Source organism: Clostridium sardiniense (assembly GCF_016907995.1).
In the GTDB taxonomy this organism is placed as follows: domain Bacteria; phylum Bacillota; class Clostridia; order Clostridiales; family Clostridiaceae; genus Clostridium; species Clostridium sardiniense.
The window spans coordinates 338203-353742 of record NZ_JAFBDA010000001.1; the positions used below are offsets into that span (position 1 = coordinate 338203).

11 protein-coding genes are annotated in these 15540 nt (G+C 28.7%); 10 read left to right on the top strand and 1 reads right to left on the bottom strand.

Annotation, left to right across the window (positions count from 1 at the left end):
* Window positions 1-118: 118 nt before the first annotated feature.
* The 5 genes from JOC62_RS01550 to uhpT all read left to right on the top strand — a co-directional run bounded on the left by JOC62_RS01550 (window position 119) and on the right by uhpT (window position 9142).
* A complete protein-coding gene (locus JOC62_RS01550; protein WP_204593394.1) occupies window positions 119-4741 on the top strand; it encodes an NPCBM/NEW2 domain-containing protein in 4623 nt (1540 codons plus the stop codon).
* Between the two features lie 289 nt (window positions 4742-5030).
* Complete coding sequence (locus tag JOC62_RS01555; RefSeq protein WP_204593395.1) at window positions 5031-5336, top strand: helix-turn-helix transcriptional regulator; 306 nt, start codon at window positions 5031-5033, stop codon at window positions 5334-5336.
* A 138-nt stretch (window positions 5337-5474) separates the two neighbouring features.
* The gene (locus JOC62_RS01560; RefSeq protein ID WP_204593396.1) at window positions 5475-6134 is read left to right on the top strand and encodes an ABC transporter ATP-binding protein; all 660 of its coding nucleotides are present in this window, start codon (window positions 5475-5477) and stop codon (window positions 6132-6134) included.
* Window positions 6134-6898 (top strand): ABC transporter permease, encoded by a 765-nt coding sequence (locus JOC62_RS01565; protein ID WP_204593397.1) that lies wholly within the window; start codon window positions 6134-6136, stop codon window positions 6896-6898. Before JOC62_RS01560 ends, JOC62_RS01565 begins: the two co-directional genes overlap by 1 nt.
* Before the next feature lie 786 nt (window positions 6899-7684).
* The gene (uhpT, locus tag JOC62_RS01570; protein ID WP_204593398.1) at window positions 7685-9142 is read left to right on the top strand and encodes a hexose-6-phosphate:phosphate antiporter; all 1458 of its coding nucleotides are present in this window, start codon (window positions 7685-7687) and stop codon (window positions 9140-9142) included.
* Between the two features lie 256 nt (window positions 9143-9398).
* Here the strand turns inward: uhpT and JOC62_RS01575 are convergent, their stop codons facing one another.
* Window positions 9399-9836, bottom strand: a complete 438-nt coding sequence (locus JOC62_RS01575) for a hypothetical protein (RefSeq protein ID WP_204593399.1) — start codon at window positions 9834-9836, stop codon at window positions 9399-9401.
* Window positions 9837-10204: 368 nt separating this feature from the next.
* On the opposite strand from JOC62_RS01575, the gene JOC62_RS01580 reads away from it, so the two are divergent.
* The 5 genes from JOC62_RS01580 to JOC62_RS01600 all read left to right on the top strand — a co-directional run bounded on the left by JOC62_RS01580 (window position 10205) and on the right by JOC62_RS01600 (window position 15280).
* Window positions 10205-11680: a protein adenylyltransferase SelO gene (locus tag JOC62_RS01580; protein WP_204593400.1), complete on the top strand. Its 1476-nt coding sequence runs from the start codon at window positions 10205-10207 to the stop codon at window positions 11678-11680.
* 407 nt (window positions 11681-12087) lie between these two features.
* The gene (locus JOC62_RS01585; protein ID WP_204593401.1) at window positions 12088-12630 is read left to right on the top strand and encodes a UBA domain-containing protein; all 543 of its coding nucleotides are present in this window, start codon (window positions 12088-12090) and stop codon (window positions 12628-12630) included.
* A gap of 151 nt (window positions 12631-12781) precedes the next feature.
* Window positions 12782-13339, top strand: coding sequence for a UBA domain-containing protein (locus tag JOC62_RS01590; protein ID WP_204593402.1), 558 nt, complete (start codon window positions 12782-12784; stop codon window positions 13337-13339).
* A complete protein-coding gene (locus tag JOC62_RS01595; protein ID WP_204593403.1) occupies window positions 13339-14019 on the top strand; it encodes a response regulator transcription factor in 681 nt (226 codons plus the stop codon). The genes JOC62_RS01590 and JOC62_RS01595 overlap by 1 nt, the downstream gene beginning before the upstream one ends.
* Complete coding sequence (locus tag JOC62_RS01600; protein ID WP_204593404.1) at window positions 14012-15280, top strand: sensor histidine kinase; 1269 nt, start codon at window positions 14012-14014, stop codon at window positions 15278-15280. The genes JOC62_RS01595 and JOC62_RS01600 overlap by 8 nt, the downstream gene beginning before the upstream one ends.
* Window positions 15281-15540: the final 260 nt, after the last annotated feature.

Sequence of the window (15540 nt, forward strand, 5' to 3'; positions counted from 1 at the left end):
AGTTAATTATAATTATTGATTATAATTTATTAATTTCATTATGTGTATACAGCTACTCTTTTTGAGTAGCTTTTTTAATGTACTTCTGAGGTATTAAATTAATCAGGGGGGAAGAAATATGAATAAGAAAAAAGTAGCAGCTATAATTATGGCTGCAATAATCACAAATTTTTCAGTTACAGCAGTAGAAGTTTTTGCAGATGAATTAAATAGCAATAAAGTGATTCAAAACATATCAAATGAAAATAATCAAAATAAACAACAAACAAAAGCTACTGTAAATAAATTTAATTTAATTAGTAGTGAAAACTTAGAAGCGTACAATAAAGCTTTTAAAGTTGATAATTCTAAAATAATTTCAATAACTAATAATGGTGGAAGATATGGAAGTAGTGCATTAAATAGAGTAATAGATGGTGATTTAAATACTCACTGGGAAACAGGGAAACCAAATAACTCAAATTTTAAAAATGAAATAGTATTTGAACTTAGTGAAAAAACAACATTAAATAGAATAATGTATAAATCAAGACCCGGCAACAAAGGTTTTGCAAAAGAGTTTAAGATATATGCATCAAGTACTAGTAAAGGTGATGACTTCCAATTAGTCTCGTATGGCTCAGCTGAAGTAACTTCTGATTTATTAGAGATTAAATTTAATTCTACAGAATTTAAAAGAGTAAAATTTGTATTTGAAAAAGCTAATGCTGATTGGGCAGCAGCCTCAGAAATAATGCTTTATAAAGAAGATAAAGCAACTGATGAAGTAAATGATTTATTTACAGATGAAACTAAATATAAATTAAAAGATAAATACAAAGATATAAATGTAATAAAGAACTTAGAAGAACAAGTAGCAAACCATCCATTAAGAAAAACTCTTTTAAATGATATAAATATAGCTAAAGATCTTTTACATAGTAGCGATGAAGAGCAGTCAACATATTCTTTAATTAAAATATCAGATATAGCAAAATCTAAAGATTTAGCTAAGTATAATGAAAAATACAAGATAAGTACAGATAATTTCAAAAGTGTAACTAATAATGGTGGTAATTATGGAAGTAGTGTACTTACAAAACTTTATGATGATAATAAAGACACTCATTGGGAAACCGGGAGAGGAAATGATGATAACTTTAAAAATGAAGTAGTATTTACATTTAAAGAAATACAAGAAATAGAAAGAATTATTATGTCATCTAGAAAAGGTCAAGAACATAAAGGATTCCCACTAGAGTATGAAATATATGGTTCTCTAAATGAAAATTCTAATACATATAAATTAATTTCTAAAGGAAAAGCAAATGGTGTTATGTCAGAAGACACTGAAATAGTATTTCCTAAGACTAAATTTAAGAAGTTAAAATTCAGATTTGTAACTGCTTATAATTATAGAGCGGGACTTGCTGATATGTCATTTTATAAAGAAGATACAACGACAAGAAAGGTAAACTCTGTATTTAAAGATAAGTTATATACTAAAATATCTGAAGACTATAATACGATAGATAAACTAAATAAGCTAGAAGAAGAAGTAAATAATCATCCTCTAAAAAATGATCACATGGAAATAATTAATGCGGCAAAAAAAATAGTAAGTAAAAATGAAGTAGAAACAATAAGCCAAATAATAACATTATCTCAAAGAGGCAATGAAAACAATCAAAGAGATAAAAGAAGACAAGTATTTGCAGGTGGAAATTTAGATTTAACAGGATATTATGTGATGCCAGATAAAGCATTTGAAGTATATGTAGATGCAGATGAAAATGGTATATTACCACAATTAGTTATGGCACAAGTTGGTGAAGTTGATAGTTCGGGAAGGCATATAAGAAGCTTAAACGCAGGTAGAAATATAATAAAAGCTCCAAGTGGAACAACGGGATTTGCAATATACTTTACTAATAAAGCTTTACCTGAAGAACAAACATATGCACCAAAAGTTAGAGTGGCAGGGGAGAATTTAAAAAAGTACCCTGTATACATAGATGGTAAAACAAATATAGATGATTACATAGGGCAAGTGAAGAATCACAAAGGCGCCAACATGACAGATGTAATAGGAGAGCGATTCTTAATATCAGGAAAAAATAGTGAAGCTAAGATAGCATATGTAGATAGAGGTAAAAGCCCATTAGATGCAGTTAACGCTTTTAAAAAGCTTATATCTTCATTTGACAAATTAGCAGGATATGATAAAAACGATCCAAATCCAATACATAGACCATCAAAAGCTCTATATCACTATAAAGGTAGTAATGCAAAGGGATTATTTGCATCTAATGAATATATTCATTATGAAGGAAGTATAGCAAGAGATATATTTGCAGGAAACTTCTCTGATTGGGGAATAGGTCATGAGTTTGGACATCAAATAGAAAATGGTGATATGAGACTTCTAGAAGTTACTAACAACGTATTCTCAATAGCAGCACATAAATCAAACATAGGTTATATAGGAAGAGACTTTACTTGGAATCAAGCTAATATTGATAAATACTTTACTTTTAAAGGAACTAAAGGATTTGGTGGATTCCCAGGTGATAATTTTAAATATAAACTTGGATTATTCGAAAGATTGTTAGTTATAACTCAAATAACAAATTATTTCGGAGACGAAGCCTATTCTAATGCAAGTAGACTAATTAGAGAAAATCCTTCTAGATATGGAGCAACTGGGGATTATCAAGCTATAATTACTGCAATGTCAGAAGCAACAGGCTATGATTTATCTGGCCACTTCGAGTATTATAACTACCCTGTAACTGATAAGACAAAAGAGTTCACTTCTCAGTTTAAACCATTCAATAAAAAGATAAGATATACTACAATAGATACTTATAAGAAAATAAATGATAATGTTGAAGCGTTTAATGAAGAAACTAAGGCAGTTATAACTTCTGTAAAGAAAGATAAAGATGGATTTACAATAAATATAGGAACAAGTGATAACAATAAAGGAACTATAGCTTATGAAATATATAGAGATGGAGAATTTGTTGGATTCACAAGAACAGGTAGTTATAAAGACTTAACTGATAGTTCTAAAGAATACGATTACCAAGTTGTAGCTTTTGACTATAGAGTAAATGAACGTAAAAGTGAAGTATTCAAAACTGCATCTATAATATATAAGCCAGTTTTAAGAGTAGATTCTGAAAATATATTAGTAGAGAAAAATAGTGAATTCGACCCTTTAAAATATGTAAGTGCACTCACATTTGATGAAAAATCTATACCAAATTCTAGAATAAAGGTAACGAGTAATGCTGACACTAAAACTAAAGGAAAGTATAAAGTTACTTATGAAGCAGAGGATAAGGGGTATACTACATCAAAAACTGTATATGTTACTGTTTTTGAAAAATTAGATGTTAAGAAGTCTAAGTATGGACAGGTTAATAACTTAGCTAATTACAATAAAGAATATAAGATACCAGTGGTTTCTGTAAGTAACAACGGCGGAAACTATGGTAATAGTGTTATAGGAAACACTATAGATGGTAAACAAAATACGCATTGGGAAACTAAAACTCCAAATAGTAGTTCATTCAAAAATGAAATAATATTTGATCTAGGTGAATCTAAAGAAATTTCAAAAATAGCGTACGGTGCTAGAAGAGATGCAGGCAATAAAGGATTTGCTACTAAGTTTGAAATATATGTTTCTAACAAAGTAGAAGGTAATGACTTTATATTAACAGGAAAAGGTGAATACAAAGGAAGTGCATCAGATATTGTTGAATTTGATATGGATAAAACTAATGCAAGAAGAGTTAAGTTTAAGTTTATAGATGCTAATGCTAATTGGGCAAGTATGAATGAAATAGGATTCTATAAAGAAGACACTATAGCTAAGAAGATATCAACTGAATTATTCACTGATAAATCTAAATCTGAAGTTGAAAAAGCATACAATACGTTAGATAAATTAAATGCATTTAAAGAAGAAGTTAAAGATTATCCAGCTTACAAATTCTTTAAAGGAGATTTTGATAAAGCAGAGAAATTAATAAGAGCAACATTCCCAACATTAAAGATAGCGAAGTCTGAGTCTACAAAAGTAGGAGAGCCTATAGATTTAACTATTGGATATAGTGCACACGATACTAAAGATGGTGACTTAACATCTAAAGTTAAAGTAACTGGATACGTTAACTTTAATAAACCAGGAAAATACAATCTAACTTATAAAGTAGCAGATAGTGATGGAAATGAAGTAGTTAAAACTAGAACAGTTGCAGTAGTTAATATGAAAGATTATAAATATCTAACTGAGTATGACTGGAAGAGTGCTAAAACAGGATGGAGTACTGTTAAAAAGGATAAAGCAGTAAGTGGTAATGCTTTAAGACTTACTGGAGATAATAATAAAGAAGTTACTTATGCTAAAGGTATAGGAACTCATGCACCATCAACTATAATCTATGATTTAACTGATAAAAATTATGCTTACTTCACTTCTTATGTAGGTGTGGATAGGGCCATGTATGGAAGTGTAGGTTCAGTAAAGTTTGAAGTCTATGTAGATGGAGAAAAGAAATTTGATAGTGGGTTAATGAACTCAAGAGATCATCAAAAATATGTTGAAGTTAATATAAATGATGCTAAAGAATTAAAGCTTGTAGTAACTGATGGTGGAAATGGAAATGGTTCAGATCATGCTACATGGGGAGATGCTAAACTTCATTTTGCTAATAATAATGAAAGTAAAGAAAAAAACTTAGAGAATTAGTAGAATATGTAGATACCAATACTAAAGACATGATAGGAACAAAAAATCATATTAATTTAAAATGGGACAACTTTGAAGAAAGAAGGTAGCTTAAGCTACCTTCTTTTACTTATGTTTTAAAATATTTATCTTACTAATAAAATATAGTTTATAAAAGAAATATAATAACATATGATAATAAGTGTATTATTAGTTTTAAGAAAAAATAATCTAAATTTATATATTATAAAATGATATAATTGTATAAATAAAACTAATAATGATTGTAAAACTTAAGGAGTTGGATATATTGAAGGAACAGATAATAAGAAAGATATTTAATGGCTTAATATACATCCATATATTACATCATGCAAATCAAGAGAGTTTTTATGGAAGTTGGATGATAGAAGAACTAAAAGAACACGGCTACAATATGAGTCCTGGAACATTATATCCTGTTCTTAAAACTATGGTAGAGGAAGGGCTTTTAGAAAAGGAAGAAAAGAATGTTAACGGCAAGATAAGAAAATATTATAAAAGTACAAAAAAAGGAGATGAACTTTTACTAGAATTAAAGGAAAGCTTAAAGGTTTTAGTAGGTGAGGTTATGTAGAAGATAGGTTGGTAGATTTAAAAAAATTAAATTTACTAACCTATTTTTATGTTGAAAAGGAAAAATTTTTATGTTAATATCGAAATGCGATATTGAAAATTGATATTGATATATTATTGAGAATTGGGGAGAGTAAATATGAAAATACTTGAGTTAAATAAGGTCTACTATGATGTAGATCATGAGAAAAATATAATAAATGGAGTATCCCTTCAAGTGAATGAGGGTGATTGTATATCTATTATAGGGGAATCAGGAAGTGGCAAAAGCACATTAATGAAAATATGTGCAGATTTAATAGAAATTAAAAGTGGGAGCATAAAATATAGAGATAAAGAATATGAAGCATATGAACCTACTGAATTACGAAGAAAAGTTAGTTATTGTACACAATCAGCACGTCTATTCGGAGACACTGTGTATGATAATTTAAAGTTTCCTTTTAAGATAAGAAATAACGATGTAGATAAAGATAAAATGATATATTTTCTAAACCTATTTAATTTAGATGAAAGCTATTTAGACAAGCAAATATCAGCTTTATCAGGAGGAGAAAGGCAAAGGGTTGGACTTATAAGAAATGTTATATTTAAGCCAGATATTCTATTACTTGATGAAGTAACATCTGCTTTAGATATTAGCAACACAAAAACCGTTCAGGATTATGTTAAAAAAATAAATAATGAAGGTGTTACTGTATTATGGATTACTCATAGTGAGGAGCAAAGCACTAGCATATTTAATAAAAGAATAGTCTTTTCAAAGAGAAATATAGAGAAGATGGAGGAATTAAATTAATGAGTACAGAGGCTTTAATTTTTTCATCAATTTTAGTAGTAATTCCAATATTTATTTCATATAAAGATAAATTAAATATTGGAAAAGATATAATAGTAAGTGTAGTTCGTGCAATTATCCAATTAGTTATAGTAGGATATCTTTTAAATTTTATCTTTGGATTAGAAAACCCAATATATACAATAATTTTAATCTTGGTTATGATATTTATTGCAGCATTAAATACTAAGAAAAAAGGAGATTCTATAAAAAATCAAATTGTTATATCCTTTGTTTCTATTCTTATAGGGACAAGTATTACTATGACAATATTAATACTATCAAATGCAATAAAGTTTAAAGCAAGTGATGTAATACCAGTTGCAGGTATGATTATAAGTAATTCTATGGTAGCAATTATATTAAGTTATAGAAATTTAAATACTAGCTTTAAAGAGAGAAAGGAAGCTGTTGAAGTTAAATTGTCATTAGGGGCAGATATAAAAGAAGCCTCAAGTGACATAATAAGAGAAAGTATAAAGCTTTCTATAATGCCAACCATCGACTCAGCAAAAACTTTAGGAATAGTATCCTTACCTGGAATGATGACTGGATTAATACTAGGTGGAACATCACCAATAGTTGCAGTAAAGTTTCAAATAATGGTTACCTTTATGATTCTATCATCAGCATCTATATCAACTATGATATCTACATATTTAACTTATAAAACATTCTTTAATAAAAGAAAGCAATTAAAAGATTCAAGTAAATATATTCTTTAATAATATATTATTAGTGATAAATTTAGACTGAGTTCTCTATAGAACTTAGTCTTTTTTATATATAAACTTCATTCTAAAAGATAATTTCTACACATAAAATTTAGTATATGTATTTTATAAAGAGGTGAGCTTTTGCTTAAAAGAAAAAGGCATTTTAAGTTTATTATAAAAGCTATATTACTTATTATTTTATTTATTTTTATGAATATATTTTTTGATTCTTACTCTAGTTTATTTGTACTAGGATTATGCATTTTAGTTGTATATATATTAGTGAAGTGCGACAAAATGGAGATATAAGGGGGTAAGGTACTAATAATATTTTAGAGTATATTTATAGAAACCTTATTAGGACAAACGAGATAATGAATGATGGATTATTAGAAAATAAAAAATTTATATCTATATTTAATGATGGGTATTCTAATAGTTATATCCTTCTTTAGAAAAGTACAAGGAGTATGAAACTTGGAATTTTATAGATAATATTAATAAGAAATTGAAATTAAAACAGTTAGACTTGATAATTATAATAATACAGTTTAAGACTTAGAAAATATAATTAATTAGCTTATATAAGGTTAAAAATTAAAAGGTCTACTTAAGGCAAGTATAAAAGGTTGAGAATTAAAATCTTCTAAATGTTACATTTGTGAAACATCTAGGAGATTTTTTCGTGTATAAATTATTTTATTATTATATTGCAAACATTTTCAGAAAACGTTTTTTGAAAGTTAAAATATATTCTAGAATACTTCAGAATATATGAGTAAATGGAGGAATTAAATGGACGCAATAGTTAATTTTTTTAATATCGATAAAAAATCAGTTTCTGTACCAATAGAACAACAAAGAAAACAATGGATTAAACAATTTTTAAAAGCCTTTTTAGTTGTATTTGTTGTTTATGCTTGTATGTATCTAATTAGAAATAACTTTAAAGCGGCACAACCACTTTTAAAAGAACAATTAGGTTACACTACATCAGAACTTGGATACATAGGATTTGGATTTTCAATTACATATGCAATAGGTAAAACATTATTAGGTTACATAATTGATGGTAGAAATGCAAAACGTATAGTTTCATTTTTATTAGCAATGTCAGCAACAATAGTATTAATAATAGGTATTTTACTACTTAGTGGTAAACAACCATCAGGAATTATATTATTACTTTGGGGATTAAGTGGATTTTTACAAGCACCAGGAGGACCAGCTGCTTACTCTACAATATCAAGATGGACTCCAACAATTAAAAGAGGTAGATATTTAGGATTTTGGAACATGTCTCATAATATAGGTGGGGCAATAGCTGGAATACTTGCACTATGGGGTGCTAATACTTTCTTCCATGGAAATGTTGCAGGAATGTTTATATTCCCAGCAATAATAGCACTTATCGTTGGTGTAGGATTAATGTTTGTTGGTAAAGATGAACCTGAAGAATTAGGTTGGAATAGAGTTGAAGACATCTTTGGTGAACCTGTAGATGAAGATAATATCGAAAGTGAATCAATGACTAAGTTTGAAATCTTTAAAAAATATGTTTTAAAGAATCCTTGGATTTGGACACTTTGTGTAGCGAACGTTTTCGTATATATTGTTCGTATAGGAATAGACAACTGGGCTCCACTTTATGTTACAGAACATTTAGGATTTGGAATGACAGATGCTGTTGATACAATATTCTACTTTGAAATGGGAGCTCTTTTAGGAAGTATGACTTGGGGATATGTATCTGACCTTCTAAAAGGAAGAAGAGCAATACTTGCAGCTTTCTGTTTAGGAATAACTGCTTTTGCGGTACTTGGATATAGATATGCAACTAGTGTTGCAATGATAGATGTTTCATTATTCTGCTTAGGTGCATTAATATTTGGACCTCAACTTTTAATAGGTGTCTCAATAGTAGGTTTTACTCCTAAAAAGGCAACCACAGTAACTAATGGGTTAAGTGGAACATTTGGTTATCTTTTTGGTGATTCAACTGCTAAGGTTGCACTTGCAAAAATTGCAGATCCAAAATCATCAGGTATAACTATATTTGGGACAAATCTTCATGGATGGAATGATGTTTTTGTTGTATTCTATGCAGCACTTATCGTAGGTGTAATTTTACTTCTTGTAGTAGCTTATGGAGAAGAAAAGAAAATCAGAAGATTAAGAAGAGAGAAAGCTTCAGCTAAGTTAGAAGAAGCAGTTTTAACTAGTTTAGAAAAAGAAGCAGCTGTAACTAACTAAAAATTTTAGCTCATAAATAAACATTTATTTTATAAATCTAAAAATAAAAAAGAACCTATATAATAGACAATCAAAAAGAGAGTTTATATATAAGTTCTTTTTTATTATACAAGCTTAATCTTAATCTAAAAATTTAAAATTATATAATTAATTAGATTAATTATATTTATATTAAAAAGTACACCTCTATGGCACTCTCTATCGAATTCTAGATGACAGTCTCAATCACAATTTCTGTGGCAAAGTCTTTCATATTCTATGCTAAAATTCTCTCACAAATTCTTTGGCAACGTCTTTCACATTCTCTGCAACGTCTCTCACATTCTCTATCACATTCTCTACGCAAACGTGCACAAATTCTTTGACATTCTCTACGACGTCTTTCACATTCCCTACGACAACGTCTATTACATTCTCTTTCGCATTCTCTACGCAAACGCTCACAAATTCTTTCGCATTCCCTACGGCAACGTCGTTCACAATCTCTTTCACATTCTCTACGTAAACATGCACAAATTCTTGCACATTCCCTACGACAGCGTCTATTACATTCTCTCTCGCATTCTCTACGGCAACGTCGTTCGCATTCTCTAGGGCAACGATCTCTATCAGAACCTATCCCAAAATCTCCATTGCAACTGCTACAACCGAAATCTTCATCAAAGCAATCTCTATCAAAATCTCTATCACACATACAAAACACCTCTTATAAAAATTAGTTTATATGTTATAATATGTCAAATTGTTAATAATGGTACATAAAAAAGTCGAAATAAATAATGAATTTAGATTTAAATATTAAAATGTTAGAATAAAGGCCATTTTAATATAAATATCAATTCTAAAATAATAAATTAATATTGCAAAAACAATATTTTAGTAATATAAATTTATTAAATAGTTAGAAGATAAATAAAATATAGCTAGAATAATAAATTATGAGAAGTGTAAACTAAAAATAGCTTAGTTATTATATAGGTTTATATCTGAAAAATAATAGAATCTATGCTTTTTGTTTCATATAAAAAACTATACAAAAATAAAAGGAGAAAGGGAGATACGATGAGAGAAGAAGAGGGAACAATAGAGAGAGGGTTTAATTTAGAAAATACTTATGCTAGCCTTCCAGAAAAGTTTTTTACTAAACAGAATCCAAGTCATGTACCATCACCAAAATTAATTAAATTAAATTATTCGTTGATAGAGTCATTAGGGCTAAATGCAAATATTTTAGAAAGCGCTGAAGGAGTAGATATATTTGCAGGAAACAATATTCCAGAAGGAGCTAAACCTATTGCACAAGCATACGCAGGACATCAATTTGGACATTTTACTATGTTAGGTGATGGAAGAGCTGTATTACTAGGAGAACATATAACTCCAGAAGGCGAGAGAGTTGATATTCAGCTTAAGGGTTCAGGTAGAACTCCATATTCTAGAGGTGGAGATGGAAAAGCATCACTTGGTCCAATGCTAAGAGAATATATTGTAAGTGAAGCAATGAATGCACTAGGTATTCCTACAACTCGTAGTTTAGCTGTAGTTACAACAGGTGAGTCAATAATTCGTGAAACTAGGCTGCCTGGTGCAATATTAACTCGTGTAGCTTCTAGTCACATACGTGTTGGTACATTTCAATACGCTTCAGAATGGGGAACAGTTGAAGAACTTAGAGAATTAGCAGATTATACATTAAAAAGACACTTTAAAGAAGGAGGAAATAAAGAGAATCCATATCTTTTCTTGCTTCAAGAAGTTATTAAGAGGCAAGCAGAGCTTATTGCAAAATGGCAATTAGTTGGATTTATTCATGGAGTAATGAATACTGATAACATGACAATTAGTGGAGAAACAATTGATTATGGGCCTTGTGCTTTTATGGATACCTATGATCCTGCAACTGTATTTAGTTCTATAGATATTCAAGGTAGATATGCCTATGGTAATCAACCTGGTATTGGAGGATGGAATCTTGCAAGATTTGCAGAAACTTTATTGCCACTTTTGCATATCAATCAAGATGAAGCTGTAAAGATGGCGCAAGATGCAGTTTCAAATTTTGCAAAGCTTTATAAGGATAAATGGATTTCAGGAATGAGAGCAAAGCTAGGTATATTTAATGAAGAGGCAGAGGACGAAGAGCTAATAGAAAATCTTTTAAATATTATGAAAGAGTATGGTGCAGATTACACTAATACATTCCGTGATCTAACTTTTGATAAAATAGAGAGTACAGAACTTTCAGGTAATGATGAATTTAATAAATGGTATGAGTTATGGCAGGCGAGATTAGAAAGGCAAGAAGAATCAAAGGATGATTCAAAGGAGCTTATGAAAAATAATAATCCAGCAGTAATTCCACGTAATCATAGAGTAGAGGAAGCGATAGATGCAGCAGTAAAAGATGAAGATTATAGCGTTATGGATAGACTCTTAGATGCTCTTTCAAAACCATATGCTCATTCTAAGGAACAGGAATATTATTCTATATTACCTGAGCCATCAAATTGTAAATATAAGACTTATTGTGGAACATAAAAATATAAAATTTTTAAAATTAGAAGCTAGTAAAATAGATTAAGTTTTACTAGCTATTTTATTGAATTATAAATATGTTTTTAAAGACCTTATATATTTGCACTCGATACTGAATTACAATAATTATAGTTGAATTAAAAAGTACATATCTATGAAATTCTAAGTAGAATATTACATTACATTAGTAATCAAATCTGCTATCCCAATCGCTATTTCATTGTCTACTACAATATCTCTCACACTACTCTCTACGGAAGAAGTATCTATCACAATCTATATTACACATATTAATACCTCTAAATAAGATTTTAATCTAATTTTAATCTTTCTTATATTTTAGATTAATTTTCTAGAAGTACTATATAACCATAATAAATCAAGTAATGAATTTGTGGAGGTAATATAATATGGAAAGAAATGAAATGATTGAAATTTTAACTAAGAAGGCTAATGTAAGTAATGAAGAGGCACAAGAAGTATTAGAAAAATGCAACTTTGATCTCTTAGACTCTATTATTTATTTAGAGAGAAGCGGAAAAGTAGAAAATAATGAAACTACTACTATAATTGAAATGAAGAAAGAAGATCAAGAGAAAGAGGAGTCGAAGGAGAATAAAGAGCATGATGAGAAATTTGGTGGTATTGGAGAAGTTGTAGGAAGAGTATTTAAGTTCTTAGGAAAGATTTTAAAAAAAGGAAATAATCATTTCTTTGAAGTCAGAAAGGAAAATGAAAAACCAATAAGAATATCATTAACAATATCAGTAATTGCATTAGTATTCTTATCAGTGCCAAGTATAATTTTGTTAATAGTAGGATTATTCTGTGGATATAAATATTCAATTTCAGGTCCTAATGTTAATTATGATGGAGTAAATAATATTTTTGAAGAGGTATCAAAATCAGCAGAAAACATTAAAAGTGATTTTAAAGAAGGGTACGAAAAATAATATATAAGTTTAACAAAGAGGTTTTGGAAAATATTCAAGGTCTCTTTATTTTTATGCTGTGGAAATACTAAAGGGAATGATATAATTTAATAGATAAGGATAGAATTAAGATAATTGATTTTAATTATGCCATAGGTATGGAGGATTATTTATGGAGAAGCTTAAGCTTGTAGATAAATTACGAGATAAAACTAATATAAGTTATGAAGAAGCTAAGAGTGCTTTAGAAAATAATAATTGGGATATACTAGATGCCATGTTGTATTTAGAAGAAAATGGAAGAGTAGAAAAGCCTTCTGTTAGCATATTTTATACCAATGAATATAAAGAAAGTTACACTAGTCAGGGAGAAATAGGTAATATTAGTGAAAATAGAGATAATAACTATTCTAAAAGTAAAAATAACTTTGAGGGAATTTTTGAAGCTATATGTAAAGCTATAGATACTTGCAATAATATCTTTGTTGAGATTAGGAAAAGAGGTATAGTACTTTTAAAGATTCCACTTACTGTATTAATACTACTTTTATTTTTTACCTTCTGGATAATAATACCTCTAATGATTGTTGGATTATTCTTTGAGATAGAATTTTTAGTATCGTCTAAAAGTATTAATACGGATAAGGTAGATAAAGTAAATGAGGTATTTAGTGAAATATCAAAAAATGTCCAAATTATAAAAGATAAGTTTAAAAAGGGGTTTAATTAATGATTAAGATTTTAATTGTTGAAGATGAAGAAAAAATAGCAAGATTTATAGAGCTAGAGCTAATGCATGAGGGGTATAAAGTAATAAAGACGAATAATGGTAGAACAGGCCTTGAAATTGCAGAAAAGGGTGAGGCTGATTTGGTTATTCTTGATGTCATGCTTCCTGAACTTAATGGACTTGAAGTATTAAGAAGGCTAAGAAGAAGTTCAGAAATTCCTGTTATAATGCTTACTGCAAGAGATGCTGTTATGGATAAGGTATCAGGACTTGATGCAGGAGCAGATGATTATATAACAAAGCCATTTGCAATAGAAGAATTACTTGCAAGAATAAGGACAGCTCTTAAAAAGAGAGTAGTTACAGTAAAAAAAGATGAAGATGTACTAAGCTGTGGTCTGTTAACTTTAAATAAAATGAGACATAAAGTAATTTATGATAATACAGAAATTGAATTGACTAATAGAGAATTTAATTTGCTGCAAATATTAATGGAAAATAAAAATATAGTACTAACAAGAGATGTACTTATAGAAAAAGTATGTGGTTACGATTATTTTGGAGAAACAAATGTAATAGATGTTTATGTAAGGTATTTAAGAACAAAAATTGATGATGTTTTTAAGGTGAAAATAATAACTACAGTACGTGGTGTAGGATATGTAATAAAAGATGAGTAAGAGTAAGAGTAAAAAGAATAAGAACAAGAACGTTACATCTATTGCAATAAAGATGAATGCTATCTCTGTAAGAGATTTATTTTTTAAGTTTCTTTTAATTGATATATGTTTAATCATTATCTTAGTTGGTCTTTGGTGCATGGAATCTGAAAAGAGCTTCTATGGGGAATTAGTACAAAATGCGCAAAGGTCATTTAATTTTTATCCTATAGAAACAGCAAACTATACAGTTACTTGGGATAATGGAAAGACTATGGTTAAAGAAGCTAGTACTTTTTTATATAGTATTATAAAAATAATTATAGTTTTAGGAATAGTGGAAGGAATATTTTTATTAGAAGAAATAATATTTGGTACAGCAAAAATTAGAAAGGTTTTAAAACCACTTAATGAAATAGCAGAAACAGCAAGTAGACTTAGTAATATGGATTTTGATGAGGAAAAATTTCAGAGCCTTGAGGAGGCTATAGCTAAAATTAGTCCTGTAACATCTGATGAAAGAATACACATTGGTGATAGTGAGCTTCAAGGATTAGAAGATGCAATAAATAAACTTTTAGATAGAATGAGGAATTCTTATAGGCAGCAGGCAAGATTTGTTTCAGATGCATCACATGAACTTAGAACTCCTATTTCTGTAATTCAAGGTTATGCAAATATGCTAGATCGTTGGGGTAAAAATGATGAGAGTGTATTAGAAGAATCTATTACAGCAATAAAATCTGAATCAGAAAATATGAAAAATTTAGTTGAGCAGTTATTATTCTTAGCTAGAGGTGTTAATGGAAAAACCCAGCTTACTATGACTGAATTTTCACTTAATGATATGATGAATGAAGTTTTAGAAGAGTCTAAGATGATAGATAAAAACCATATATATAGTTATATTAATTCAGAAAATATAATCGTTTATGGTGATATAGGACTGCTTAAACAGACAGCTAGAATATTAGTTGAAAATGCAGCTAAATATACAGAGTATGGTGAAGTTATAACACTTAGAGCAGGAAAAAGTGATAAAGGAGAAGCTTATTTTTCTATTCAAGATAATGGAATAGGAATGGATGGATGTGATATACCGCATATATTCGAACGTTTCTTTAGAGCTGATACTGCAAGAGTTAGAAAAGATGGGGGAACTGGTCTTGGGCTATCTATAGCAAAATGGATTATTGATAACCATAAGGGATACTTTAGTGTTTTAAGTAGAAAGGAAATAGGTACAAGAGTAACAGTATTTTTACCACAAAATAATAAATAGAAAAAATAATCAAAATCTACGTTATACCTGTTAAGAAGAAATTATTCAAATAATTATATGTAAGAAATAAGTAAATTAAAAATAATTAATGGAATTAAAGCATCTTTAATATAGATGCTTTTTTATATTTTATAAGGATAATTAGATAACTGGAAGGAGAGTGAAATTTATATTTTAATTAAATCAAATAAAATTGTTAACAAAATAGAAACTTACATCCATTTAAAAAAAGCTGATATAATTCTTAATGTTAATTAAGG